Raw genomic sequence first — 24,638 nt, forward strand, 5'->3', positions numbered from 1 at the left:
GGCTTACCGGGAAAAGATCATGCTCCATCGATGATGGGACGTGGGATCGGGATCCATACAGCCTCCGGTAAGTGAAAAGAAACGCTGCGCACTATACCTCTTAAACCTTACAATGCGTAGCGATAATGCCGATTATTATAGGCGCGCATAGCTAAACGGCGCGTATACCAGACTTTACTCATTGAAGTTTCATTGAGTACGATTACGCTCTTTCTTCAAATCGCTTCGCTGACACGGGAAAAAAGGATGCAAAACCGGCTGACCATCAAAGATATTGCGCGCTTAAGCGGCGTCGGGAAATCGACGGTTTCCCGCGTGCTGAACAATGAAAGCGGCGTCAGCCAGCGCACCCGTGAGCGGGTCGAAGCGGTGATGAATCAGCATGACTTCTCCCCTTCCCGTTCGGCGCGCGCCATGCGCGGCCAGAGCGATAAGGTGGTGGCGATCATTATGAGCCGCCTGGATTCGCTGTCGGAAAACCTCGCAGTGCAGACCATGCTCCCGGCGTTCTACGAACAGGGTTACGACCCGATCATGATGGAAAGCCAGTTTTCGCCAGAAAAGGTGGAAGAACACCTCGGCATGCTGCGCCGCCGCAATATCGACGGCGTGGTGCTGTTCGGCTTTACGGGCATCACCCAGGCGATGCTAAAGCCCTGGCGCGAAACGCTGGTGATGCTCGCCCGCGATGCCAAAGATATCGCTTCCGTCTGTTACGACGATGAGGGTGCCATTACCCTGCTGATGCAGCGCCTGTACGACAAAGGCCACCGCCATATCAGCTATCTGGGCGTACCGCACAGCGACGTGACCACCGGCAAACGCCGCCACAACGCGTATCTCGCCTTCTGTAAAAAACACAAAATCCACCCTGTTGCCGCCCTCCCGGGCCTGGCGATGAAGCAGGGTTATGACGCCGTCAGCAGCGTCACCCATGAAGAGACTACCGCGCTGGTTTGCGCCACCGATACCCTCGCCCTCGGCGCCAGCAAATACCTCCAGGAACAGCGCAACGACACGCTACAGCTGGCGAGCGTCGGCAACACCCCGCTGATGAAATTCCTGCATCCGGAGATTGTCACCGTCGATCCGGGCTACGGTGAAGCGGGCCGCCAGGCCGCACATCAGTTGATCGAGCAGATCAATGGCCGTATCGCACCCCAGCAGCTGATCATCCCTGCCTCCCTCGCCTGACGGCTACGCGCAAAACCGAATTATTGTGATCCTCACCCAATTTCGGGAACGTTCCCATTTTCGATTTTCAGCGAAGCGGATACTCTTGCAGCCAGTCAATACACTCCCTTTCTTCTACAGTCATGAGGCTTCATGATGAGCAAAGTTAATCAACAGGACATCGACAAACTGATCGTGCTGGTTGGCGGGCGCGATAACATCGCCACCGTCAGCCACTGCCTGACCCGCCTGCGCTTCGTGCTGAACGATCCGGCAAAGGCCGATCCGAAGGCCATTGAAGATCTGTCGATGGTGAAAGGCTGCTTCACCAACGCCGGGCAGTTCCAGGTGGTGATCGGCACCGACGTGGGTGACTGGTACAAGCTGCTGCTGACCACCACCGGGCAGGCTTCCGCCGATAAAGAGCAGGCTAAGCTTGCCGCACGCCAGAACATGAAATGGCACGAGCAGATGATCTCCCACTTCGCGGAAATCTTCTTCCCGCTGCTGCCCGCGCTGATCAGCGGCGGCCTGATCCTCGGCTTCCGTAACGTCATCGGCGACGTGCCGATGAGCAACGGCCAGACCCTGGCGCAGATGTACCCGGGCCTGAAAACGCTGTACGACTTCCTGTGGCTGATTGGCGAAGCCATCTTCTTCTATCTGCCGGTCGGCATCTGCTGGTCTGCGGTGAAGAAGATGGGCGGTACGCCAATCCTCGGCATTGTGCTCGGCGTAACGCTGGTCTCTCCGCAGCTGATGAACGCCTACGAGCTCGGCAGCAAGATTCCGGAAGTGTGGAACTTCGGCCTGTTCGCCATTGAGAAAGTCGGCTATCAGGCGCAGGTGATCCCGGCGCTGCTGGCAGGCCTGGCGCTCGGCTTTATCGAAACGCGCCTGAAGCGCATCGTGCCGGATTATCTCTACCTGGTGATTGTGCCGGTCTGCTCGCTGATCCTGGCCGTGTTCCTCGCCCACGCCTTTATCGGCCCGTTTGGCCGCTGGATTGGCGATGGCGTTGCCTTCGCGGTACGCCACCTGATGACCGGCAGCTTCGCGCCGATTGGGGCGGCGCTGTTTGGCTTCCTGTATGCGCCGTTGGTTATCACAGGCGTCCACCAGACCACGCTTGCCATCGACATGCAGATGATTCAAAGCATGGGCGGCACCCCGGTATGGCCGCTGATTGCGCTGTCTAATATTGCTCAGGCGTCTGCGGTTGTCGGCATCATTATCTGCAGCCGCAAACACAACGAGCGTGAAATTTCAGTGCCTGCTGCCATCTCCGCCTACCTCGGCGTGACCGAACCGGCGATGTACGGCATCAACCTGAAGTACCGCTTCCCGATGCTCTGCGCGATGATTGGCTCCGGCCTGGCGGGCCTGCTCTGCGGCCTGAACGGCGTGATGGCCAACGGGATTGGCGTCGGCGGCCTGCCGGGCATCCTCTCCATCCAGCCGAAGTTCTGGGCCGTTTATGCCCTCGCGATGGCGATTGCGGTGATTGTGCCGATTATCCTCACCACCGTGATGTACCAGCGTAAGTTCCGCCAGGGCGCGTTACAGATTGTCTGACTTTTTCGGGGCGCACTTGCGCCCCTTCCTCATTTGACCAGGAAAGCCTTATGAACAACCTTCCTCAGTGGTGGCAAAACGGCACCATCTACCAGATTTACCCAAAAAGCTTTCAGGACACCACCGGCAGCGGCACCGGCGATTTACGCGGCGTTACCCTGCGCCTCGACTACCTGAAAACCCTCGGTATTGACGCCATCTGGTTGACCCCGTTCTACGTTTCACCACAGGTGGATAACGGCTACGACGTGGCAAACTACACCGCCATTGACCAGGCCTACGGCACGCTTGAGGATTTCGATGAGCTGGTGGCCGAAGCGAAATCCCGTGGCATCCGCATCGTGCTGGACATGGTGCTCAACCACACCTCCACGCAGCATCCGTGGTTCCGCGAATCCCTGAATCCACAAAGCCCTTACCGTCAGTTCTATATCTGGCGAGACGGCAAATCTGGCGAGCTGCCGAACAACTGGCGCTCGAAGTTCGGCGGCAACGCCTGGCAGTGGCACGCCGAAAGCGAGCAGTACTATCTGCATCTGTTCGCCACCGAGCAGGCGGACCTGAACTGGGAAAACCCGCTGGTTCGTGCTGAGCTGAAAAAGGTTTGTGAGTTCTGGTCCGATCGCAGCGTGGACGGCCTGCGTCTCGACGTGATCAATCTGATTTCCAAAGATCAGGCGTTCCCGGGCGACCCGGTCGGCGACGGGCGAAGCTTCTACACCGACGGCCCACGCGTGCATGAGTTCCTGCAGGAAATGAGCCGCGACGTGTTCACCCCGCGCGATTTAATGACCGTCGGCGAAATGTCTTCCACTACGCTCGACCACTGTCAGCAATACGCCTCGCTCGACGGCAACGAGCTGTCGATGACCTTCAACTTCCACCACCTGAAGGTGGATTATCCAGGCGGCGAAAAGTGGACGCAGGCGTTGCCGGATTACGTGGCGTTAAAGGCGCTGTTCAGCCACTGGCAGCAGGGCATGCACAACGTCGCATGGAACGCGCTTTTCTGGTGTAACCACGATCAGCCTCGCATCGTTTCACGCTTTGGCGATGAAGGAGAATATCGCGTCCCGGCGGCGAAAATGCTGGCAATGGTGCTCCACGGCATGCAGGGCACGCCGTACATCTACCAGGGCGAAGAGATCGGCATGACCAATCCGCACTTCTCGACTATCCGCGAGTATCGCGACGTGGAAAGCCACAATATGTATGCCGAACTCCGCGCTCAGGGCCGCGATGCCGACGAACTGTTGGCGATCCTCGCCAGTAAATCCCGCGACAACAGCCGCACGCCGATGCAGTGGAATAGCGAGGAACACGGTGGCTTCACCACCGGCAGGCCGTGGATCAACCTCGCCGATAACGTAGCGGAGATCAACGCGCACGCGGCGCTCAAAGATTCGAATTCAGTGTTTTATGCCTATCAGAAGCTCATCGCCCTGCGTAAAGAAGAGCCGCTGCTGACGTGGGGGAACTATCAGGATCTGCTGCCGGAGCATCCGTCGCTGTGGTGCTACCGCCGCGAATGGCAGGGGCAAACGCTGCTGGTTGTCGCCAACCTCAGCCGCGACGAACAGCACTGCGAGCTTGAGACGATGGCGGGAGAGTGGGAAGTGGCGATAAGCAACTATCCTCAGCCGCAAAACAAACCGGGCGCGATGACGCTGCGCCCGTTTGAAGCGGTGTGGTGGATTCAGAAGCCGTAGTATTGCCGGGCGGCACTGCGTTTGCCCGGCCTACGCATACATGGCGAAACACAGTCATCCCGTAGGCCGGGTAAGGCGCATGCCGCCACCCGGCGCTTCTCTTCTCATCAACAATCAGGCGTTTGGCACCCCATCCACCGCCACGGCGCTCTCTTTCTGTTGTGACGCATGCTCTTCCTTCGCCTTCAGGCGATCCCAGGCGCGGAAGAAGGGATAGTAAATCACCAGCGAAATCCCGAGGTTCACCGCCTGGAGCACCGTACCGGAAACGTGCCCGCCGGTGGCCAGATAGCCGCTGATGAAAATCGGCGTGGTGAACGGCAGCGCAATCCCCGCAGGTGGAGCCACCAGCCCGGTCGCCATCGCGGTGTAGCTGACAATCACCAGCAGCACCGGCGTCAGGATAAACGGCAGGAAGAAGTACGGGTTCATCACCAGCGGAATACCGAACACCATCGGCTCGCTGATGTTAAACAGTGCGGCAGGCGCGGCGATTTTACCGAGCTGCTTCATCTGTGCGCTGCGGCTTCTCAGCACCATAAAAATCACTAACCCGAGCAGCGCTCCGGTACCGCCCGGTGCGATCCACAAATCATAGAACTGCTGGGTGATAATGTGCGGAACAGGCTGGCCGTTCTGGAACGCGGTCAGGTTTTCCGCCATATTCGACAGCCATACCGGCTGAATAAACACCAGCACGATGGCATCGCCGTGCAGGCCAAGCGTCCACAGAACGCCAATCAGGATAACCGAGATAATCATCCCCGGCAGCGTGCCGCCGACGTGGTGCATCGGAATGCCGATAAGCGTGGCGATCATGCTGTTAATGTCGCCGAACGGGGAGGCTTCTACCGCCAGACGCAGCGCCAGTACCACCGCCAGCACGCAAAAGCCCGGCACCAGCGCGAGGAACGATTTCGCCACCGCAGGCGGCACGCCGTCCGGCATGCGGATCACCAGATTGCGGCTGGCGACAAAGCGGTAAATCTCGGTAGAAAGCAACGAAATCACAATCGCCACAAACAGCCCCTGGCTGCCGACAAAGTTAATCGGGAGCACGCCTTTCACCACCTCCGCTGCGCCGTGAACCGGGGTGAACAGCGTGTTCTGCGGAATGGTCATAACAAAGGCCACCAGCGACATCGCCCCGGCGGTGAGCGGATCAAGCGTGCGGTATTTTTCCGCGAGGCGGTAGGCAATCCCGAAGCTCGAAATCAGCGCCATGATGTCGTAGGTCGCCTTGACCGGATAGAGCATTTTGTCCCGCCAGACGTCACCGAACAGGTGGCTCATCATATCGGCGTAGCCCGGCACCGGCAGGTAAGCAAAAATCAGGAAAAACGAGCCTATCAGCATAAACGGCATATTGAGAATGATGCCGTCACGCACCGACAGCACGTGCTTCTGCCCGGCGATTTTCAGCGCGACGGGCATGACATAGCGTTCAATTAACGTTGTTTTTGACATGGTTATATCCCGTCTTAAAGGTTCAGTTAAACTGCGGTAACCACTGACGATTCAGGGTTAACACTTCGTCCAGCAGCGCCTGCGCGTCGGTGACGTTCCCCACCAGCGGGTTGGTCACCAGCGCCAGCAGCGCGCTTTCCCGACAGCCGTGAACGGCGGCCTCGATGGTTAAATGCTCGAATGCTTTCACCTGCTGGGTGAGGCCGTTCATCGCGGGCGGCAGCGGCCCGAAAGCCAGCGGACGCGCCCCCTGCGCATCGATAATGCTGTTGGTTTCCACCACCGCATCGTCGTCCAGTCCGTGAATAGCGCCGTTGTTACGGGTATTCACCACCATCTCTTTACCGAGATTGTTGTGAATGGCGTTGATCAGCTCCACCGCCACTTCGGAATAGTACGCGCCGCCGCGGAAGCTCAGCTGTTCCGGCTTTTCGTCGAGGCCGGGGCTGGCATAGAGCTCAAACAATTCCTGCTCCACTTTCATCACCTGCTCGGCGCGGGTGCCCTTGCTTTTAGCCGCTTCAATTTCATCGGCCAGCATCGCGGGCGTCAGCCAGAAATAGCGATGATACGGGCAAGGAATGGCCTTCAGCGCGCGCAGGAAATCAGCAGGCCATGGCAGCTCCTTAATATTGTTCATTGAAAGCGCGCTGCCGTCGCAGAGCATCTCAATGACGTCTGCGGTGACATCCTTACTGTTGTGCATCACCTTGTGGATCCACACCATGTGGTTCAGCCCGGCAAAGCGCAGGTTGAGCGTGGCTTCATCGGCATCGAGCATTTTGCCAATCATGTGCTGCATATTGATAGGCACGTTACACAGGCCGATTATCTTCGCCTTGCTGTAGCGGCTGACCGCTTCGGTCACGATGCCCGCCGGGTTGGTGAAGTTAAGAATGAAGGCGTCCGGCGCCAGCTTCTCGACCTTACGCGCCACCTCGAGGATCACCGGAATGGTGCGCAACGCCTTAGCGAAACCGCCAACGCCGGTGGTTTCCTGCCCCAGCAGGTTGTATTTGAGGCCCAGACGTTCATCCTGGGCACGGGCTGCCAGCTGCCCGACGCGCAGCTGGGTGAGCACAAAGCTTGCGCCGCGAATCGCATCATCAAGGGTGAAGTGGACGCTCACTTTCACGTGCTCCAGCCCTTTGTGTTTGAGCATACGCCCGGTCAGCGCGGCGATAATCTCCACCTTCTCACGACCGGACTCCACGTCCACCAGCGCCAGCTCCGTCACCGGAAGCTGCTCGTAGCGCAGGATAATCCCCTCGATCAGCTCCGGTGTGTAGCTGCTGCCGCCGCCGATAACGGCAATTTTTAATGCCTGCATGATGACCTCGTTTTCGGCACAGGGAAGCCCGCGCGTAAACATAAGCGTCACGCGGAAGTGCCGATCAGATTAGAAAAAGGAAAATCAGTGAGCGATGAGCGCCAGCGCTTTATCCAGCACCGCTGCGCCGCGCATCAGGCCGTAGTCGGCCATGTCGATCACCGCCACGGCTTTGCCCTGCGGTTCGGCAATCGCCGAGAGACGGGCAACTTCATATTTGACCTGGGGGCCAAGCAGTACCACGTCCGCGCCCGGCAGCTCGCGTTCGAACTCGGCGACGGGCACGGCGTAAATATCCAGATCCAGCGCGCGCTGCTGCGCTTCCGCCTTCATTTTGTTGACCAACATGCTGGTCGACATCCCCGCAGCGCAGCATAAAACGATTCGTTGCATGACGTTCCCCTTTAGTGATGCATGCGATCGCTTCCGACCCGCACGACTATATTGTTAAGATTATGTAATGGAGAAGGCTATATGAAATTTATTTTCATGAGTGTGATCGATGCATAACTTTCAGCCAATAGTTGCGCCCTTACGGTACAGAGTTCAAGCAGAAATGTAGGCGACATCAGCAATCAGTGGTATAAAGTGAGTCAGCCATAAGTGAAAAATATTTTCAAACCGTGACATCACGCAAAGGACCGAACCGGATGGACATCGTTGGCCAACTGAAGGACGGAATGAGCCGTTTCAGCACCCAGGAATCCCGGGTGGCAACGTTTATTCTGGAAAATCTGAGCTTTACCGCCAGCGCCTCGATTGACGAACTGGCGGCGAAAGCGGGCGTCAGCCCGGCCACGATCACCCGCTTTGCCCGCTCGGTGGGCTGCGACGACATTCGCGATCTGCGTAAACAGCTGGCCCAGGCAAGCGAGCGCCGCTCAACCTGGGTATCAGGCCACAGCGCCGCGTTACCCGCCGCCTGGCGCGATCGCTTCGACGCCGTAAACCTGACGCTGACGCATCAGCTGGAGCACACCAGCGAAAGCGCCCTCGATAAGCTGAAATCACGCCTGCAAACGGCTCGTGCCGTGCACTGTTTTGCGCTGGGAGAGCAGGACGTGCCGCTGGCGACCCTGTTACAGCATCAGCTGCTGCCGCTCGGCATTGCGCTTAATCTTTGCCAGGATGGTAACCTGATGCGGATGATTGCCAGCACGTTGAGCGACGATCATCTGCTGCTGGTGCTCGCCACCGGCCAGGCGGACAACCTGCTCCAGGGAGCGACGCTGCAAGCCCGCATGCAGGGCGCAACCATTTTTGCCCTCACGCCTGAAAATCACACACTTAGCAACATGGCGGCGGAAGTGCTGCCGCTTTCCTCTTCGCCGCAGGCTGCCCGCTATGCGCTGCTGATGTTGGTGGATTTACTTAACGATACCCTCAATGCGTGATCCTCATCACGGCGCTGCTCGTGCCGTGACCAGCTGATTTTGCGGCTTTTTTACCCACCTCACCTTCCCGGAAATTTCATTTTAATACGCACTGCCCGTCTGCTGCGCTGTCCCATTTTTACTTTGTTCTGAATCAAAAAAATCGCAAACATGTTTGATGCAAATCACTATATATAGAACTTAGAATGCACCCCGGCCCTACATATTGTATTAATCGTCTATTCTCACATCAATGGCCACACAAGCCAGGCGATGAGATTTGTGGATAAAAAGGGCCGGGACTGAAGGAAGTGATTGGCGAATAAGCCCAATTGCGCTTTCAGTCAGCTTTCCCCCTCTGTGGATAACCTGTTCTTTTAATTATGGAGTGATCATGACACCGCATGTGATGAAACGAGACGGCTGTAAAGCGCCTTTCAACTCAGCGCGCATCCAGGAAGCTATCCTGCGTGCGGCCAAAGCAGCGGGAGTCGATGACGCAGACTATTGCGCCACCGTCGCAGAAGTCGTCAGCCAGCAGATGCAGGGCCGCGACCAGGTTGATATCAGTGAGATCCAGACGGCGGTGGAAAACCAGCTGATGTCTGGCCCACATAAACAGCTGGCGCGTGCTTATATTGAGTATCGCCATGACCGTGACGTACAGCGCGAGAAGCGCGGTCGTCTGAATCAGGAAATTCGCGGTCTGGTTGAGCAGACCAACTCCGCGCTGCTCAACGAGAATGCCAACAAAGACAGTAAAGTGATCCCAACCCAGCGCGACCTGCTGGCAGGCATCGTCGCCAAACATTACGCGCGCCAGCATCTGCTGCCGTACGATGTGGTACAGGCGCACGAGCGCGGTGAAATCCACTATCACGACCTCGACTATTCGCCGTTCTTCCCGATGTTCAACTGCATGCTTATCGATCTTAAAGGCATGCTGACCCAGGGCTTCAAGATGGGCAACGCGGAGATCGAGCCGCCGAAATCTATCTCTACCGCAACGGCGGTCACCGCGCAGATCATTGCTCAGGTAGCGAGCCATATCTATGGCGGAACCACCATCAACCGCATTGATGAAGTGCTGGCCCCGTTTGTCACTGCAAGCTTCGCCAAGCACCGCAAAACGGCGGAAGAGTGGCAGATTCCGGATGCGGAAGGCTACGCCCATTCCCGCACCGGGAAAGAGTGCTATGACGCGTTCCAGTCACTGGAATATGAGGTCAACACGCTGCACACCGCCAACGGCCAGACGCCGTTCGTCACCTTTGGGTTTGGTCTGGGCACCAGCTGGGAATCGCGCTTGATCCAGCAGTCGATTCTGCGCAACCGCATCGCGGGTCTGGGTAAAAACCGCAAAACCGCCGTGTTCCCGAAGCTGGTCTTTGCCATTCGCGATGGCCTGAACCACAAGGCTGGCGATGCCAACTATGATATCAAGCAGCTAGCGCTGGAGTGCGCGAGCAAGCGTATGTATCCGGACATCCTGAACTACGACCAGGTGGTAAAAGTCACCGGTTCGTTCAAAACCCCGATGGGCTGCCGCAGCTTCCTCGGCGTGTGGGAAAATGAAAACGGCGAAGAAGTCCACGATGGCCGCAACAACATCGGCGTTATCAGCCTCAATCTGCCGCGTATCGCGCTGGAAGCTAAGGGCGACGAAGCCGCCTTCTGGACGCTGCTGGACGAACGTTTGCAGCTGGCACGTAAAGCGCTGATGACCCGCATCGCCCGTCTGGAAGGCGTGAAGGCGCGTGTGGCACCGATTCTGTATATGGAAGGCGCCTGCGGCGTGCGTCTGAAGGCCGATGACGACGTGTCTGAAATCTTCAAAAACGGTCGCGCGTCCATTTCGCTGGGCTATATCGGCATCCACGAGACCATTAACGCTCTGTGTGGTGAAACGCACATGTACGACAGCGAAGCGCTGCGTGCAAAAGGCGTTGCCATCGTGCAGCACCTGCGTGACGCGGTTGATCTCTGGAAGGATGAGACCGGCTACGGCTTCAGCCTCTACAGCACGCCAAGCGAAAACCTGTGCGATCGCTTCTGCCGCCTCGACACCGCACAGTTCGGCCTGGTGAACGGCGTAACGGATAAAGGCTACTACACCAATAGTTTCCACCTCGACGTGGAGAAAAAGGTGAACCCGTACGATAAGCTCGACTTCGAAGCGGCCTACCCGCCGATCGCCAACGGCGGCTTCATCTGCTACGGCGAGTACCCGAACATTCAGCACAACCTGAAGGCGCTGGAAGACGTGTGGGACTACAGCTATCAGCACGTGCCGTACTACGGCACCAACACGCCAATCGACGAGTGCTACGAGTGCGGCTTCACCGGCGAGTTCGAATGCACCAGCAAAGGCTTTACCTGCCCGAAATGCGGCAACCACGATGCGGCTCGCGTCTCGGTCACCCGCCGCGTGTGCGGCTATTTAGGCAGCCCGGATGCCCGTCCGTTTAACGCTGGCAAACAGGAAGAAGTGAAGCGCCGCGTGAAGCATCTGGGGAACGGGCAAATCGGTTAAGCCTCTGCCACGTTACTGCCCGGTGGCGCTGCGCTTACCGGGCCTCCAGTTCCGCCATTCATTGTAGGCCGGGTTAGCGCAGCACCACCCGGCATGGTTTTCAGCTATGAACTTTCATCAGTACTACCCTGTCGACATCGTCAACGGCCCCGGCACTCGCTGCACGCTGTTCGTCTCCGGCTGCGTCCACGAATGCCCCGGCTGCTACAACAAAAGCACCTGGCGGCTTAACTCCGGCATGCCTTTTACCGTGGAGATGGAAGATCGCATCATCGCCGATCTCAACGACACCCGCGTGAAGCGTCAGGGGATTTCACTCTCCGGCGGCGATCCGCTGCATCCGCAGAACGTGCCGCACATTCTGAAACTGATAAAACGCGTTCATGCCGAATGCCCGGGGAAGGATATCTGGATATGGACGGGCTATAAGCTTGCGGAGCTGAATGCTGACCAGATGGCCGTGGTGGATCTGATTAACGTGCTGGTCGACGGGAAGTTCGTGCAGGACCTGAAAGATCCGGCGCTGATCTGGCGCGGCAGCAGTAACCAGGTCGTCCATCACCTGCGCTGAGGGTTCTGCAATGTTATCGCTACAGAAATAAAAAAACGCCCAGTGGCGTTTTTTTATTTATAAACAGCAATCAGGACACTCTGGTATTTTCAGATTACGGCGCGAGCGATTCACCTGAATATATTATGCCTGATGCGGTTTTTTATTTACGATACTGCATCGGGGCGTAGCCCGATTGAATAAACGTAAAGACATTATCAAACGGCACCATGGCCGATTTACAGAAAATGCATTTCGCACCATGCGGATTGCTTTTCGTCACATCAAAAGCGGAGGTGCGGTACTGCGAGCCATGGCAGCATGGGCAGCGAAAATGGATAGATTGAGTCGTATTTTTCATATCAATAACCTTTATAATTTTTTTGGGTAAGTGGCCTGAAACAAAATTTGACGAGGTACAAAAGAAAAAACACCAGGAGATATCGGAGGATACTGCAGATGATGGGAATTGCTTTTAGGGTAACTTCAGTAAATTTTCACGTTCAAACCAGACCATCATTAACTCATGAATATTGTTTTCCGGCAAGCCCCGTTATAAAAAGAATTGTAAATAACAGGATTACGCGTTGTCATTGACGATAAGCAGTAAGCATTTCTTACACTTACTGCTCAGCATAAATAGCCATTAAAAGCGGCTCACGCACTCCATCGCCACCGTTTTAAATTCTCTGAAGTTCTTGCAGCTGCACAGCCTCGCCATCGCCCGCTCCCGCAGGAAGGTGACGAAAATATCGTAGATCGCCATCGCCTCTTCGTATTCGCTTTTGCTGATCGCCAGCAGGAAAATCACATGCGCAGTTTCATCGCCCCAGGCGATTCCCTGTGGCGCAAGCACGGTGTAGACCACGGTCTTCTTCGCCAGCAGCCCCAGGGCGTGCGGCAGTGCAATGCCGTCGCCGAGCATGGTGCTGACAATGGCCTCACGCTCCACTACCGATGCGACAAATTCGTTGTCAACAAACCCTTCATCGCTCAGTTGCTTACACAGCCCGGCGAACAGCGTCTGCTGATCGATAGGCTCGTTGATAATGCGGAAATGGCGGGCGTCGAAAAACTTCTCCAGCATCCACGGACGGGTGCGGTCCACCAGCACCAGCTTGCCGATTTGTTCCAGCTGATACTCCGTCGGGAACGGCGACATCACTACCACCGGCTTGTCTTTATCCGTGATACGCACCGTTGAAACAACAAAATCTTCGCTGATGCTTTCGCGCTGTTCGTAGTCGCGCTGGGTGATGGTTTCGGTCATTTCGAGCTGCGGATATTTGCGCTGTAGCACCGCCTCAATCATGCGCACCATCGCGTTTCCGGCGTCGCACACCAGCAGCACGCGCGGCTGACGCTGGTAGCCGATGTTGTAATGACGCTCCAGCCCCACGCCAATGTGCAGCACCAGAAAACCAATTTCGTTTTCGCTGATGGTCCAGGGCGTGTATTTGCTCCAGCCCGACACCGCAGCGAGAGTCATGTCCCAGGCCATCGGGTAGTGCTGTTTGATGTTATCGAGCAGCGGGTTGGGGATCATTATCTGGTAGCGCACACGGGTGATCATGGTTTTGATATGCGTCAGCAGGTCTGCGTGCAGCTGCTCATCGCTGAGCAGGTTGTAGTTATAGTGGCTGTTGATGTACTGGAGAATGTAGTTCACCAGCGCTTCGTCATCGTCGGCGTTGATCTGGCTCGGCGCGATGTCCTGAACCTGACGCGCCGCAATGTGCACCCGAAGCCAGTTTTCTTCCGAAGCCGCCAGGGTTTTGCCCGCCAGCTTTTGAATCGCTGCCGCAAGATCGCGTGCGGCATGGCGCACGTTCTCTTCCACATCATCGGCGGTAAATTCCGGCAGCGGATACCCTTCACTGACGCGGCGCACCGCCACCGCGCAGTAAAGACGCACGAACAGCTCGCCTTCGTCCGTCAAACGAATGTGCCAACGGCTGAAGACCTCCTGCAGGACCGCCGTCAGTTGCTCCGGCACGCCAGCGTTCAGCGCTTCCTGAGTCAACAGCGGGTTGGCGCTGTCCTGCTGGGCCAGCTGCCAGAGCAGGTCGGTGAGGCAGGCGCGAATGGCCATCTCGCTGCCGAAAAGCTTCACGCCGTGGCGCGGACGGGTTTCCAGCGTCAGCTGATAGCGCGCCAGCCACTCGCGCACCTCAGCCATATCCCCCTGAAGCGTGGCGCGACTGACAAACCATTCATCCGCCAGATCTTCAAGCTTGAGCGAAAAGGCCGACGTCAGAAATCGCACCATCAGATAGTGAACGCGCTCAGTGCCGGTGCGTGGAATGCGCAATGCGCGCGGGCGGGAATCCTGCAAGGACTGGAACAGTGCCGGGTCGTCAACGCGCAGCTGATAGCCGTTGCCCCGACTCAGCACGAACTGCGCGCCGTGCTGAACCAGCAGCGCATTGAGTGCGGTGATATCTGCCCGAACGGTTCGCGTGGAAACAGAAAGCCGCCGGGCGAGTTCGTCCTGCGGCAGCGTTTCGTTTTGCAGCATGTCAAAAAGCTGCGCTAAGCGTTGATTCGGGAATCGCACTCCGGTGTCCTCATGTTCAGAACGGGCGCTAAGCGCCCGCGGTGTTTCTTATTATTTTGGTGATATCACCATTTGCGACGGGCTGCCCACGGCGGTATAGCCCGGCTCAAAGGTCAGCTTGCCGCTGTGCGGTGCGACTTTAAAGCGAGTAATATTGTCACTGCGCTGGTTCATCACATACAGCCACAGCCCCTCAGGGTCGAGCGTAACGGTGCGCGGGTAGTCGCCGCGGGTCCAGACATCATCCTGATGAACGAGCTCGCCGTCGGCAGATACCGTAAAGTGTGCGACGCTGTTATGCAAACGATTGGCGACATAGAGCTGCTTTCCATCCTGGCTGAGCGCCAGTCCGGCGGCAAAACTGGTGCCTTTGTACTCTTTCGGCAGCGCAGAAACCGTTTTGCCTTCTGTCAACAGACCTTTGTCTTTGTCGAGATGGTAATGCGTCAGCGTTGAAGCTTCCTCATTAATTAACCATAGCCCGTCCCCCTTCGGCGTGAAGACAAAATGACGCGGCCCTGCGCCTTTTGAAGAGGCATTAATAAACGGCGGCGTGTTTGGCGTCAGCTTGCCGGTCGCGTCATCCAGCTGATACTGATAGATACGATCGAGCCCCAGATCGGTGGAGAAGACGTATTTTCCCTGAGGATCGGCAGAAATCATATGCGCATGCGGCCCGTTATGATCGCTGATGGCAAAGCTGCCTTCCGCTGCCGCTTCCGGTTTGCCCGCGCCCGCCGGGCCTTCATCCTGATGCGTGTCCGAGGCTTCACTCAGGCTACCGTCTTCCTTCACCGGCAATACCGCAATCGTGCCGCTGACGTAGTTTGCTACCAGAAGATGACGACCGTTCGGCGTCAGCGACAGATAAACCGGGCCCGCACCGCCGGAGGAGACCTGATTGAGCTCGGTGAGCGAGCCGTCTGCGCCTATTTTCAGCGCCTGCACCACACCTTTTTCGGCTTCGCTTGCGACATACAGCGTTTTGCCGTCGTGCGATACCGTCAGCTGCGCGGCGTTAGGCAGTGAACTGACCAGCGTTTTATCGTGCAAATCGCCGGTCTTCGGATCGATCGTAAAGCGGTAAAGCCCTTCGCCGTTCGGATTATAAGTCCCCACCCAGGCGTACTGGGCGTGAGCGGCGGTAGCCAGCAGAGAGAATGAAGCGACAAGCAGGTGACGTGCAGACAGCATGATGACTCCTTGACGGTGATTGAGCAGAGGTGAGGTCTGATGCCCTCTCCCCGGCCCTCTCCCACAGGGAGAGGGAGAAGAGAATGAGCAGCAGTCCAGTTCTTTCCCTTTGCAGGGGAAGAGAAAAAATACGAGCACAATCCAGTTCCCTCTCCCTGAGGGAGAGGGTTAGGGAGAGGGGGGAAAAATCATCCCACCAGCTTTTTGGTCATCTCCAGCAGCGTGCGCACGTCTTCCGGGCGCGTGTTGCCGCTTTCTTTGTCGATGATCGAGCTGTAGATGTGCGGGATCACTTTCTTCACGCCCGCATCGAGGGCGATCTTCAGGATTTCGCTGTAGTTTTCCAGATCGATGCCGCCGGTTGGCTCCAGCCAGAAATCATGGCGTGCACAGGCTTCGGCAACAACCTGATACTCGTCGCGGCACTTCAGGCCACCCATCGGGAAGTATTTGATTGAGCTGCATCCCATGTCTTTCAGCAGAGCGATGGCGGTATCAACCGGCACGATGCCGTCCTTTTCCTGGCTGCTCAGCGGGCCGGTGGAGATTTTGACCATTCCCGGCGTACCAGTTGGTGACACCAGGCCGTTCACCACGGTCTCTTTCTGCCCGAGCAGCGCGCGACTGGTTGCTACGCCGGTAAATACCTGATTTACGTGCTGCGGCTGAACTTCACGGGCGATCAGGCTCACCATGTCAGACTGGTTCGGATCGCCCGCACCAAGGCCGACGGACAGCGCATTATCGATAAGCTTCGCGTATTCGCGCATGTCGGCAACCGCGCTCGGTACGTCCGGATAGTTTTTGGAGAGCACGCCCACCAGCACATGACCTTCCGCCGCTTCGTACACGTCGCTGGCGTTGCTTTTGGAACCTGCCAGCACGTTCAGGCAGACGCGGTCACGGTAAAAATTAGGGGTCAGTTTCATGCGTTGTTCTCCTTGTTCAGCACTTCCGCAATGCGGCGTGCCACGATCTCCAGCTGCTGCGCGTTCACGCTGCGAACGTCAGCTTCGATAATGCCTTCGTTAGCCTTGTAGCCGCGGAAGTAGATGGCGTATTCACCTTTTTTCAGCTCGGCCACGAGGTCGCCGGTCGCGACTTTGGTGACGGCTTCGTCGAATTTAATCTCAGTGCGCGCGATATCACGGCCCGCCGCATCCCACACCACACGGGAAGACACGCCGTTCAGGGCGTTCATGGCGTTGATGAATGGCGTCATTTTTTCCACCATCTCTGCACCGCTCTCTTTCTCGGCGGTCAGGTAGTGTTCGATAGCGCAGGTCAGGCCGAGAATGCCCTCTTTACCGACCTTCATCGCGCGGCCAATGCCCGCGGTCTGACGTTTCACCCATTCAACATACTGGGTTTTGCCGATGACCAGGCCGCTGGTTGGCCCTTCGATGGCTTTCGCGCCGCTATAGATGACCAGGTCCGCGCCATAACGGTAGTAGCACTGCAAATCTTCTTCGGCAGCCGCATCCACAATCAGCGGCAGATTGTGCTTACGCGCCACCACCACCGCCTGTTCTACGCTCAGCATGCTTTTCTGCACGCAGTGGTGAGATTTGATGTAAAGAATCGCCGCGGTACGAGGCGTGATTGCCGCCGCCAGCTGATCGGCAGAGCATTCGTTGGCGTAGCCCGCTTCCACCATTTTGCCGCCACCGAGCGCGATCATGGTGCTGACCGGCGCGCCGAAGTTAACGTTGTGGCCGCGTGGCAGGACGATTTCGTTATTCTCAATCGGGGTGCTGTGCAGGTTTTCCAGCAGCCAGTCGCTGTCTTTGACCAGTACGCCCGCGACGGACTGAGCGATACCCGCAGAAGCGCACGACACTACCGTCGCGCCTTCCACTTCCAGCAGCTTCGCGATGTATTCACCGGTTTTGTTGACCAGGTCTTTCATCTCGAAGTAGTGATTCATGCCGGTCATGACCGCGTCCACCACTTCCGGGCGTGGCGTTGACACGCCGAGTGCTGTCATGCGGCCAGAGGCGTTAATCACTTGTTTAAGCTGGTATTTCTCATAAATCGAAGGCATGTTCTGCGCTCCCTTGTTCGGTCATATAGCCCTTGCCTGCACGAATTGCGGCGAGCGGCACCAGATCCAGGTCCGCCTGCAGGGCGTTGTTTTCTGCATCCACCAGCGTTACCGGCTGGCGTTTCAGGGTGAAAATGGTCAGATCGGCATCGAAGCCAACGGCCAGCTGGCCTTTGCGCTTGAGGCGAATCGCCTCGGCGGCATTAGCGGTCACGCAGTTGATGACCTGCGGCAGCGACATGCCGATAGCAAGGAACTTCGCCATCACGCGCGCCAGTGAATGCACCGGGCCGTTGATGCGGTTACGGCAGTAGATATCCGAGCTAATGGTATGCGGCAGAATGCCCATCGCAATCGCCTGCTTCGCTACGTCGAAGCTGAAGCTTGCCGTACCGTGGCCCACGTCGAGCTTAATGCCGCGCTTCAGCGCGCCGGAAACGGAGGCGCGCAGTTCGCCAGATGGCGTCAGAATGCGGTTCGGTTTGCCGTTGTAGCAGTGGGTGATGATGTCGCCGGAGGTCAGCAGTTCAGTAATTTCATCGAGGTTCGGCGGGTTGTTGCCGATATGCACCATCAGCGGCAGATCGCCGTTGGCTTTCTGAATTTCCTTCGCCTTTTCCAGCGGCGTGATGCCGTTTTCGCCCACCACGCTGCTGCTCATGCGTGCCTTCAGGCCAACGATAAAATCCGGGTGGCGTTTGATGGCAGAAGCCGCAGCCTCTGCATCAATGTTCGCCATGTTCGCCAGCTCGTTCTGCGCAATCAGCCCGACGCGGGAGATATTGAGCAGGGCGTAGACATCCGTTCCGCACTTACGGGTGATGTCGTAGAACGTGTCAACGTCATCCGCGCCGGTGCTGCCCGCATCAATCACCGTCGTCACGCCGGTGGCGACGCCCACGCTGTCCGGCTCGTCGTTGTAAATCGGCGATTTCGGGTAGCAGTGAACGTGTAAATCAATCCAGCCTGCGCTGACATAGTGCTCGCCGCCCAGAGAGACGACTTTCGTCGCCTCGCCGTTAATGTCGCCCAGGGCTACAATTTTGCCGTCTTTAATGGCGATATCCGTTACCGTATCGTCAACCAGGCGTGCGCCCTTAAGCAGTAAATCAAACATCGCTTTCTCCTTGCAGACTTAAATCGCCACCGGGAAGATGGAACCGAGAATCATCGCGCCGAGGATGGCGCCGCCGGTGATCGGCTTCTGCCAGATGTAAAACAGTAATGCGCCAATCAGCGAGCCAATCCCGATAGGAATGGAAGCGGTCATTGCGCTCAGGATAATCAACGGCCCGAGGAAGCGACCGGAAGCGTTACCTGCGCCCATCATGACGTCCGCCCCGTAGGTCGAGTTGCTCTGGTTAACGGTAAACTTACGCGCCAGAATAATGACGTAGCCAATCGCGAGGCCGATAATCAGGCCGGTTGCCAGAGAAGCGGCAAAGTTCGCCACCGGGAAGACGATGCCTGCGCCGAGCAGCAGCGCCGGAACGCCGAGGCCCACGCCGGTCTGAATCGCCCCGCCGATATCAAGAATACCGACCAGTGAACCTTCAATAATGCGGGCAAACAGAAAGCTCGCGCCGAAGGCCGCCACCGCGCCGTAGACGCCGGTGTCGATCCCGGATTTCAGCATCGCCACGAAGGCCACTTCGTTAAACGCGCCGATACCATACAGGTAGTACATGTGTGTCCCGGCGAAAACGCCGGAAGAGAGCAGGCCGACAAAGATCGGGAATGACCAGTCCGCGTACCAAAAACCTTTATTCTGTTCCATGCGTTATCCCCTTATTTGCCGCTTAACGCGTTATGCAGCAGATCCAGCCAGTTCGGCACCGTCATGTGGAAGGATTCGATCATCTTCATGTCGAAGCCACGGAAGAAGGCGCTCAGCACGAACAGGGCGATAATGGCCGCCATCATGATTTTGGTTACGCGGTTCCAGCCCGCATCTTCTACGCCCTTACCGATCAGAATGCCCAGCACCAGACCCGGTACGGCGTTGCCCATAATCAGCTGCGCTGCGCCGCCGAAGATGGTCGCCCAGAAGCCGGATTTCTTACCGGCATCAATCGCCGCCAGCCAGAAAATCACTGGCATGATGATGTTCACCAGCAGGTTAGCCGCAGGCACCAGCACTTTAACCGCCGTGACCTGTAACGCTTCCGGTACTGCCGACGCCGTGGAGTTGAGGAACGCCACAACGATCATGCCGATCAGGCCGCAGGCAATCGCCATTTTCTTCGGATCGTGAAGAGTTTCCGCCACGTTGCGGTTTTTCAGCATCAGTGCTGAAGCGCCCCAGTGCGGGATGATGCGGTGGTCAACGTCCTGAGTGAAGGCACCCGCCGCCACGGAAGATGCCCAGGCGTTGAAGAAGAAGCCCAGACCAAAGGAGAAGTGAGAAGCCGGATCCCCTTCACAGGAGTTCAGCTCGCCCAACGTACGAAAAGCACCCATCCCTTGAGTGGTGGGCGCATGAAACATGCGTGCAGCTCCGGCGCCCACGCCGACGCCAACCAGGCCGCCGATGATGAGCGATTTAATAAGAATTATCAGGAACATGAGTCTGTCCTTTTCATGGTTATGTTGTCGTGACGAAATCCACTTTGTCGAGGTTTAACGCCGTCACGTTGACGGTGACGTCCAGCTCCACGCTGAACATGCGTCGCTCCCGGCGCAGAAAGAAAAACAAAAATGCTTCTTTCCGGACCGTTTCCTGCGCATGAACAACCGCCACATCCTGTGGTTCAATGCGCAGTAAAATGTGCGGTGAGGATTTCATCACCGTACCTTGTACCTGGCTCAGCGCATCGGCAAAGGCCCGTGCTTTGGCCTCGCCTTTGCCCTTCACCCTCACCGTGGTGGTGAACTGTTCTTTCATGCTTATGCGCCGTATTTCTTCTGCCAGGCCTGCACTAAACGCTCGCCCAGCTCTTCTTTGTCCATAAAGCCGAAGCCCAGCACGTTCGCGCCTTCGTTGATCGCGGTAACGCCTTCATCCACGGAGCGCATGCCGTACTTCGCTTTGTAACCGTGCTTGGTCTGAGCGGTAATCGCACCCGCGCCGCCGCTGCCGCAGAAGGAGATGCCGAAGGTCGCGTTTTCCGCCTTCATCACGTCACCAAGCTTCATATCTGCTGCCACGCCCGGTACAACAACCGCACGGCCACCGGCTTTTTCCACGCCCGCTGCCACTTTCTGACCTTTGCCCAGACGGTCACCAATCACGACGGTAATTTGTTCCATGTTTTGCTCCTTAAAGGTTTTCTTTCGCCACTTCGAAGTGCACCGACAGCAGCCAGGCTTCTTCATCCGGAAGATTGCCAAACTGCGCCACTACTTCGCGGGCAAGGTTCATTGAATCAGCTGAAATTTCTTCAAACAGGCTGGCTTCCACTTCGGGCAGCGGCTCGCCGGTAATTGACCGGTGTGCCATCGCACGGACGTGAGACGTCAGCATTTGTTCCTGGACGGCATTCGGGATGATGTCGTGACCCTTGAGCAGGCTGTACACCTGGCCCAGCATGCGAGTTGCAAGCTCTTCGGTCTGACTCCCGACGTCGGTAATAACTGCTCCGTTGTTCACTCTTCTGACCCCGTTTATTGCGTCTGAGTCAAAAACTACCGTGGCAGCTGTCGGGTTTGTAGCGAGTTGTTTTCCACTTCGAAGTGGAAAGGCGAGCGGCAGGAGTGATCTGTCCCACAGAATTTGGCCGATCGGGGATGAAATGCTGGATAAGCGTGATGAAGGTCACGAGAAAAAACTGAATTAGCCGCGGAAGGAAGCAGCAATATTTTGCGAGCCTTCACGTAAAACTGTGACGTCGATAAGCTTTTACGATGACGATACGGGAGAATAACGGCGGGTGCCTGAGGTTTTTTGTCTGAAGCAGGAGACAAAAATCAGAAAGCCCCAGCCTGACTCTGCATCAGGAATGGGGCTTTATCTGTTACGTCGGACAACGAGAATTCGCGGGCGAAGGACCTCCGAATTTCTTCGTCAGCCTTCCGCTGGCCGCGTTGTGCTCAGGCGCCCTTCTTAACGGTATTTCTTATGGTAAGTATTGCGGGTTCCGGCCAGATCGAGAGCCACACCCTGCGCTTCCTTGATTTTGCCTTCGTTCGCGAGCTTCATCGCGCCATCAATCTGGCCGATCAGAATATCGAAGCCGTGGCGGAAATCTTTCATCTCCGCGCTGTCCGGCGCTTTATCTTCCAGCTTCGGTGGGGTCTGTTTCTGCGCATCCTGGGCCGCCGTACGCATTTTTGTCAGCGCCGCTTTCATTTCCGCGGCATCATCCGTTTTCTGCACCACTTTCAGGTTTTCAGACAGGGTGTCCATATCATCGCCGAGATCGGCAAAGGCAGGGGCGATACCCAGCATCAGGGTAGAGGCTGCCAGCATAGCCAGAACTGTTTTACGCATTGCTCACTTCCTTCATTTTTTATTATTGAACAGAGGTGGCGCAGCAGGTTGCGTCACCATGAGAACACTGTTATTGCCCGGCGATTTTCATTTCCGGCAGCAGTACGGAACCGCACTGAATGTTGCTGCGCGTTTCGATGTCGTCGGCCACGGTCACGATATTACGCCACATTTCTTTCAGGTTTCCGGCAATGGTGATTTCACTCACCGGATACTGGATTTCGCCATTTTCCACCCAGAAACCGGACGCGCCGCGGGAGTAGTCGCCCGTCACGCCACTCACACCCTGCCCCATCAGCTCGGTGACCACAAGGCCGGTGCCCATCTCTTTAAGCAATTTTTCAAAGCTGAGGCCCTGGCCCTGAATACGCCAGTTGTGAATGCCGCCCGCGTGGCCGGTGCTTTTCAGGCCGAGCTTGCGCGCGGAGTAGTTGGTCAGCAGCCATTGGGTCAGAATACCGTCTTTGATGATGTCACGACGTTCGGTGCGCACACCTTCGCTGTCAAACGGCGTGGACGCCAGGCCTTTCAGCAGATGCGGATGTTCTTCAATGGTCAGCCACTCTGGCAGAATTTGCTTACCGAGGGAGTCCAGCAGGAAGGTGGATTTGCGGTAAACCGCCCCGCCCGCAATCGCACCGACCAGATGCCCAAACAGCCCGGTCGCCACTTCATTGGCAAAAATCACCGGCGCTTTCATGGTGGAGAGCTTGCGTGGCGAGAGACGGGACAGCGTGCGCTGCGCACAATCTGCACCAACGGCTTCCGGGTCAAGCAGATCGCCCAACGCTCGGCCAATGGTGTACGCATAGTCGCGCTCCATGTCGCCGTTCTCTTCGGCAATAACGCAGCTGGAGAGCGAGTGACGTGTGGAGCAGTAGCTTTGCAGCATGCCGTGGCTGTTGCCGAACACCTTGATGCCGTAGTGGCTGTTGAAGCTGCCGCCTTCGGTATTGGTGATGCGTTTGTCCGCCTTCAGCGCGGCCTGCTCGGCGCGTGCGGCAAGCTCAATCGCTTCATCGGGGGAGACTTCCGCCGGGTGGAACAGATCGAGATCCGGCGCATCAAAGGCCAGCAGCTCTTTTTCCGCCACGCCCGCATACGGATCTGGCGAGGTGTAACGGGCAATATCAAGCGCCGCCTGTACGGTACGGGCAATGGCGTCCGGGCTTAAGTCCGTTGAGGACGCGCTGCCTTTACGGTTCTGGTGGTACACCGTGATGCCAAGGGCGCCGTCGCTGTTGAATTCAACATTCTCCACTTCGCCATAGCGCGTGCTGACGCCGATCCCGGTGGTTTTGCTGACCCCGACCTCTGCGCCATCAGATTTGCCTGCCGCCAGCTCCAGCGCGGTGGAGACGGCTTTTTCCAGTGCTTTACGCTGTTCTGCTACCTGTGTGATGACTTTCATCGCTAATGCCATAATGTAGAAAGGAGTTTATTGAAGTCTATCAGAGAACCGTTTTTCAGTGCGTAATGAAACTGCTACCATGTGTCTCTTTTTTTAGGAGCCTGAGATGACCAAGCAGCCCAAAGACTGGCTCGATGACGTGCCCGGTGATGACGAAATTGACGATGAAGATGATGAAATCATCTGGGTCAGTAAAAGTGAAATTAAACGCGACGCTGAGGAATTAAAAGACCTCGGCGCCGAAATGGTTGAGCTCGGCAAGAATGCGCTCGACAAAATCCCACTGGATGAAGACCTGCGCGCCGCCATTGAGCTGGCGCAAAAGATCAAGAAAGAAGGCCGCCGCCGCCAGCTGCAGCTGATCGGCAAAATGCTACGAAGCCGCGACGTTGACCCGATTCGCCAGGCGCTTGATAAGCTGAAAAACCGCCACAACCAGCAGGTTGCCCTGTTCCACAAGCTGGAGCAGCTGCGCGATCGTCTGATTGTCGAAGGGGATGATGTCGTCGCGGAAGTGCTGAACCTGTGGCCGGACGCCGACCGACAGCAGCTGCGTTCGCTTATCCGTAACGCGAAGAAAGAGAAGGAAGGCAACAAGCCACCAAAATCCTCTCGCCTGATTTTCCAGTATCTACGTGAACTGGCTGAAAACGCCGACTGATCGCCTGTAGCAGCCCCGTTCTGACGGGGCCTGCTGTTACTCCGCCATTACCACCAGACGTAAATCCTTCCTGAATCGTTGATACTCTTCTTCCGCTAACGGCTGCGGGTAACTCAATACCATCAATTCATGATCGGCGATGCCATCGTGATAGCTCGGATGCGTATGCGCGTAGTCGTTCGCGACAAACCCCATGCTCTGATAAAAGCGAAGCCGCTTGTGGGCTATGTCCGTGGTTAGCGGGTCGATTTCCAGCAGCGTACGCGGATTGCGCGCCAGAAGCCGGGCGAGTAAACGCTTGCCGTAGCCCTGACCGCGCAGGCTGTCGTCAATGGCGAGATGCTCAATGTAGCCATAATCACCGAATCTCCAGGTACCGCTTAAGCCCACAAATATGTCACCGTCGTACCAGGCCTCCAGCGCATAGTCCGGATGCGCCAGCGCCTGCCGTTTCGCCACATCTTCCCGCTGTTCATGCCAGGGAAAAGCGTGGGAATAGAGGTTATCCACCAGGGAGAAACGTTCCCCTTCGGCGTGCGTCAGTTTTTCGCTCGTTAGCATCGCAGCGTCCATTATCGATGAGGGAAAGGCAGTAAAGCGGGGAAATGAGCCGCCAGCAGTAATGCCGACGG

Annotated in this window: 25 protein-coding genes; 7 read left to right on the forward strand and 18 right to left on the reverse strand. The window is 57.0% G+C overall.

Annotation, left to right across the window (positions count from 1 at the left end):
- Positions 1 to 3: 3 nt before the first annotated feature.
- A complete protein-coding gene (gene mgtL, locus AB1287_RS08555; RefSeq protein ID WP_409438261.1) occupies positions 4 to 57 on the reverse strand; it encodes a mgtA regulatory leader peptide MgtL in 54 nt (17 codons plus the stop codon).
- A gap of 189 nt (positions 58 to 246) precedes the next feature.
- Here mgtL and treR point away from each other — a divergent pair, with 189 nt between their 5' ends.
- The 3 genes from treR to treC all read left to right on the forward strand — a co-directional run bounded on the left by treR (position 247) and on the right by treC (position 4,457).
- Positions 247 to 1,194 (forward strand): trehalose operon repressor TreR, encoded by a 948-nt coding sequence (gene treR / locus AB1287_RS08560; RefSeq protein WP_435617526.1) that lies wholly within the window; start codon positions 247 to 249, stop codon positions 1,192 to 1,194.
- A gap of 135 nt (positions 1,195 to 1,329) precedes the next feature.
- Positions 1,330 to 2,748, forward strand: a complete 1,419-nt coding sequence (gene treB, locus AB1287_RS08565; protein WP_312629144.1) for a PTS trehalose transporter subunit IIBC — start codon at positions 1,330 to 1,332, stop codon at positions 2,746 to 2,748.
- Positions 2,749 to 2,798: 50 nt separating this feature from the next.
- Positions 2,799 to 4,457 carry an alpha,alpha-phosphotrehalase gene (treC, locus tag AB1287_RS08570; RefSeq protein WP_435617527.1) on the forward strand — a complete coding sequence of 553 codons (1,659 nt, stop codon included), beginning with the start codon at positions 2,799 to 2,801 and terminating at the stop codon, positions 4,455 to 4,457.
- Positions 4,458 to 4,571: 114 nt separating this feature from the next.
- Here treC and celB read toward each other — a convergent pair whose 3' ends face one another.
- The 3 genes from celB to AB1287_RS08585 form a co-directional block, all read right to left on the reverse strand.
- Positions 4,572 to 5,924 carry a PTS cellobiose transporter subunit IIC gene (gene celB / locus AB1287_RS08575; protein ID WP_312629063.1) on the reverse strand — a complete coding sequence of 451 codons (1,353 nt, stop codon included), beginning with the start codon at positions 5,922 to 5,924 and terminating at the stop codon, positions 4,572 to 4,574.
- A gap of 22 nt (positions 5,925 to 5,946) precedes the next feature.
- Complete coding sequence (locus AB1287_RS08580; RefSeq protein ID WP_435617528.1) at positions 5,947 to 7,254, reverse strand: 6-phospho-beta-glucosidase; 1,308 nt, start codon at positions 7,252 to 7,254, stop codon at positions 5,947 to 5,949.
- An 84-nt stretch (positions 7,255 to 7,338) separates the two neighbouring features.
- Complete coding sequence (locus tag AB1287_RS08585) at positions 7,339 to 7,647, reverse strand: PTS sugar transporter subunit IIB (RefSeq protein WP_312629065.1); 309 nt, start codon at positions 7,645 to 7,647, stop codon at positions 7,339 to 7,341.
- Between the two features lie 257 nt (positions 7,648 to 7,904).
- Between AB1287_RS08585 and AB1287_RS08590 the strand changes: the two genes are divergently transcribed.
- The 3 genes from AB1287_RS08590 (at position 7,905) to nrdG (ending at position 11,731) form a co-directional block, all read left to right on the forward strand.
- A complete protein-coding gene (locus AB1287_RS08590; RefSeq protein WP_435617529.1) occupies positions 7,905 to 8,648 on the forward strand; it encodes a MurR/RpiR family transcriptional regulator in 744 nt (247 codons plus the stop codon).
- 373 nt (positions 8,649 to 9,021) lie between these two features.
- Complete coding sequence (gene nrdD, locus AB1287_RS08595) at positions 9,022 to 11,160, forward strand: anaerobic ribonucleoside-triphosphate reductase (RefSeq protein ID WP_435617530.1); 2,139 nt, start codon at positions 9,022 to 9,024, stop codon at positions 11,158 to 11,160.
- Between the two features lie 106 nt (positions 11,161 to 11,266).
- Complete coding sequence (gene nrdG / locus AB1287_RS08600; protein ID WP_312629068.1) at positions 11,267 to 11,731, forward strand: anaerobic ribonucleoside-triphosphate reductase-activating protein; 465 nt, start codon at positions 11,267 to 11,269, stop codon at positions 11,729 to 11,731.
- Between the two features lie 142 nt (positions 11,732 to 11,873).
- On the opposite strand, the gene ymcF is transcribed toward nrdG, so the two are convergent.
- The 13 genes from ymcF to pmbA all read right to left on the reverse strand — a co-directional run bounded on the left by ymcF (position 11,874) and on the right by pmbA (position 23,357).
- The gene (ymcF, locus tag AB1287_RS08605; RefSeq protein WP_312629070.1) at positions 11,874 to 12,071 is read right to left on the reverse strand and encodes a cold shock small protein YmcF; all 198 of its coding nucleotides are present in this window, start codon (positions 12,069 to 12,071) and stop codon (positions 11,874 to 11,876) included.
- 285 nt (positions 12,072 to 12,356) lie between these two features.
- Positions 12,357 to 14,267, reverse strand: a complete 1,911-nt coding sequence (locus AB1287_RS08610) for a BglG family transcription antiterminator (protein WP_312629072.1) — start codon at positions 14,265 to 14,267, stop codon at positions 12,357 to 12,359.
- A gap of 51 nt (positions 14,268 to 14,318) precedes the next feature.
- Positions 14,319 to 15,461 carry a lactonase family protein gene (locus AB1287_RS08615; RefSeq protein WP_435617531.1) on the reverse strand — a complete coding sequence of 381 codons (1,143 nt, stop codon included), beginning with the start codon at positions 15,459 to 15,461 and terminating at the stop codon, positions 14,319 to 14,321.
- Positions 15,462 to 15,649: 188 nt separating this feature from the next.
- Complete coding sequence (locus AB1287_RS08620; protein WP_435617532.1) at positions 15,650 to 16,390, reverse strand: 2-dehydro-3-deoxy-phosphogluconate aldolase; 741 nt, start codon at positions 16,388 to 16,390, stop codon at positions 15,650 to 15,652.
- Positions 16,387 to 17,505, reverse strand: coding sequence for a DgaE family pyridoxal phosphate-dependent ammonia lyase (locus AB1287_RS08625; RefSeq protein ID WP_312629075.1), 1,119 nt, complete (start codon positions 17,503 to 17,505; stop codon positions 16,387 to 16,389). Before AB1287_RS08625 ends, AB1287_RS08620 begins: the two co-directional genes overlap by 4 nt.
- Entirely contained in the window at positions 17,489 to 18,622 is a 1,134-nt protein-coding gene (locus AB1287_RS08630) for an amidohydrolase/deacetylase family metallohydrolase (protein WP_435617533.1), read from the reverse strand. The genes AB1287_RS08625 and AB1287_RS08630 overlap by 17 nt, the downstream gene beginning before the upstream one ends.
- A gap of 18 nt (positions 18,623 to 18,640) precedes the next feature.
- Positions 18,641 to 19,282 (reverse strand): DUF4310 family protein, encoded by a 642-nt coding sequence (locus tag AB1287_RS08635; RefSeq protein WP_312629078.1) that lies wholly within the window; start codon positions 19,280 to 19,282, stop codon positions 18,641 to 18,643.
- A gap of 11 nt (positions 19,283 to 19,293) precedes the next feature.
- Complete coding sequence (locus AB1287_RS08640) at positions 19,294 to 20,070, reverse strand: DUF4311 domain-containing protein (protein WP_312629079.1); 777 nt, start codon at positions 20,068 to 20,070, stop codon at positions 19,294 to 19,296.
- A 19-nt stretch (positions 20,071 to 20,089) separates the two neighbouring features.
- A complete protein-coding gene (locus AB1287_RS08645; RefSeq protein ID WP_312629081.1) occupies positions 20,090 to 20,389 on the reverse strand; it encodes a DUF4312 family protein in 300 nt (99 codons plus the stop codon).
- A 2-nt stretch (positions 20,390 to 20,391) separates the two neighbouring features.
- Entirely contained in the window at positions 20,392 to 20,754 is a 363-nt protein-coding gene (locus AB1287_RS08650) for an SFCGS family glycine-rich protein (protein WP_312629082.1), read from the reverse strand.
- 10 nt (positions 20,755 to 20,764) lie between these two features.
- On the reverse strand, positions 20,765 to 21,094 hold the full coding sequence (locus tag AB1287_RS08655) for a glycine dehydrogenase (protein WP_312629083.1): 330 nt from the start codon (positions 21,092 to 21,094) through the stop codon (positions 20,765 to 20,767).
- A gap of 453 nt (positions 21,095 to 21,547) precedes the next feature.
- Entirely contained in the window at positions 21,548 to 21,934 is a 387-nt protein-coding gene (gene cybC / locus AB1287_RS08660; protein ID WP_312629084.1) for a cytochrome b562, read from the reverse strand.
- Positions 21,935 to 22,004: 70 nt separating this feature from the next.
- Positions 22,005 to 23,357 (reverse strand): metalloprotease PmbA, encoded by a 1,353-nt coding sequence (gene pmbA, locus AB1287_RS08665; RefSeq protein WP_435617534.1) that lies wholly within the window; start codon positions 23,355 to 23,357, stop codon positions 22,005 to 22,007.
- 94 nt (positions 23,358 to 23,451) lie between these two features.
- Between pmbA and yjgA the strand changes: the two genes are divergently transcribed.
- The gene (gene yjgA, locus AB1287_RS08670; RefSeq protein ID WP_312629088.1) at positions 23,452 to 24,006 is read left to right on the forward strand and encodes a ribosome biogenesis factor YjgA; all 555 of its coding nucleotides are present in this window, start codon (positions 23,452 to 23,454) and stop codon (positions 24,004 to 24,006) included.
- Between the two features lie 36 nt (positions 24,007 to 24,042).
- Here the strand turns inward: yjgA and AB1287_RS08675 are convergent, their stop codons facing one another.
- Entirely contained in the window at positions 24,043 to 24,567 is a 525-nt protein-coding gene (locus AB1287_RS08675; RefSeq protein WP_435617535.1) for a GNAT family N-acetyltransferase, read from the reverse strand.
- Positions 24,568 to 24,638 lie beyond the last annotated feature (71 nt).

Source organism: Scandinavium sp. UTDF21-P1B (assembly GCF_040750395.1).
GTDB lineage: Bacteria > Pseudomonadota > Gammaproteobacteria > Enterobacterales > Enterobacteriaceae > Scandinavium.

Excerpts from the sequence above, each read along its gene's own strand:
- AB1287_RS08580 (WP_435617528.1), bottom strand. The coding sequence starts at position 7,254 with ATGCAGGCATTAAAAATTGCCGTTATCGGCGGCGGCAGCAGCTACACA.
- AB1287_RS08590 (WP_435617529.1), top strand. The coding sequence starts at position 7,905 with ATGGACATCGTTGGCCAACTGAAGGACGGAATGAGCCGTTTCAGCACC.
- AB1287_RS08645 (WP_312629081.1), bottom strand. The coding sequence starts at position 20,389 with ATGAAAGAACAGTTCACCACCACGGTGAGGGTGAAGGGCAAAGGCGAG.
- AB1287_RS08635 (WP_312629078.1), bottom strand. The coding sequence starts at position 19,282 with ATGGAACAGAATAAAGGTTTTTGGTACGCGGACTGGTCATTCCCGATC.
- nrdG (WP_312629068.1), top strand. The coding sequence starts at position 11,267 with ATGAACTTTCATCAGTACTACCCTGTCGACATCGTCAACGGCCCCGGC.
- AB1287_RS08620 (WP_435617532.1), bottom strand. The coding sequence starts at position 16,390 with ATGAAACTGACCCCTAATTTTTACCGTGACCGCGTCTGCCTGAACGTG.
- yjgA (WP_312629088.1), top strand. The coding sequence starts at position 23,452 with ATGACCAAGCAGCCCAAAGACTGGCTCGATGACGTGCCCGGTGATGAC.
- AB1287_RS08675 (WP_435617535.1), bottom strand. The coding sequence starts at position 24,567 with ATGCTAACGAGCGAAAAACTGACGCACGCCGAAGGGGAACGTTTCTCC.
- treR (WP_435617526.1), top strand. The coding sequence starts at position 247 with ATGCAAAACCGGCTGACCATCAAAGATATTGCGCGCTTAAGCGGCGTC.
- ymcF (WP_312629070.1), bottom strand. The coding sequence starts at position 12,071 with ATGAAAAATACGACTCAATCTATCCATTTTCGCTGCCCATGCTGCCAT.
- AB1287_RS08585 (WP_312629065.1), bottom strand. The coding sequence starts at position 7,647 with ATGCAACGAATCGTTTTATGCTGCGCTGCGGGGATGTCGACCAGCATG.
- AB1287_RS08640 (WP_312629079.1), bottom strand. The coding sequence starts at position 20,070 with ATGTTCCTGATAATTCTTATTAAATCGCTCATCATCGGCGGCCTGGTT.
- treB (WP_312629144.1), top strand. The coding sequence starts at position 1,330 with ATGAGCAAAGTTAATCAACAGGACATCGACAAACTGATCGTGCTGGTT.
- pmbA (WP_435617534.1), bottom strand. The coding sequence starts at position 23,357 with ATGGCATTAGCGATGAAAGTCATCACACAGGTAGCAGAACAGCGTAAA.
- treC (WP_435617527.1), top strand. The coding sequence starts at position 2,799 with ATGAACAACCTTCCTCAGTGGTGGCAAAACGGCACCATCTACCAGATT.
- cybC (WP_312629084.1), bottom strand. The coding sequence starts at position 21,934 with ATGCGTAAAACAGTTCTGGCTATGCTGGCAGCCTCTACCCTGATGCTG.
- nrdD (WP_435617530.1), top strand. The coding sequence starts at position 9,022 with ATGACACCGCATGTGATGAAACGAGACGGCTGTAAAGCGCCTTTCAAC.
- AB1287_RS08650 (WP_312629082.1), bottom strand. The coding sequence starts at position 20,754 with ATGGAACAAATTACCGTCGTGATTGGTGACCGTCTGGGCAAAGGTCAG.
- AB1287_RS08615 (WP_435617531.1), bottom strand. The coding sequence starts at position 15,461 with ATGCTGTCTGCACGTCACCTGCTTGTCGCTTCATTCTCTCTGCTGGCT.
- AB1287_RS08630 (WP_435617533.1), bottom strand. The coding sequence starts at position 18,622 with ATGTTTGATTTACTGCTTAAGGGCGCACGCCTGGTTGACGATACGGTA.
- celB (WP_312629063.1), bottom strand. The coding sequence starts at position 5,924 with ATGTCAAAAACAACGTTAATTGAACGCTATGTCATGCCCGTCGCGCTG.
- AB1287_RS08625 (WP_312629075.1), bottom strand. The coding sequence starts at position 17,505 with ATGCCTTCGATTTATGAGAAATACCAGCTTAAACAAGTGATTAACGCC.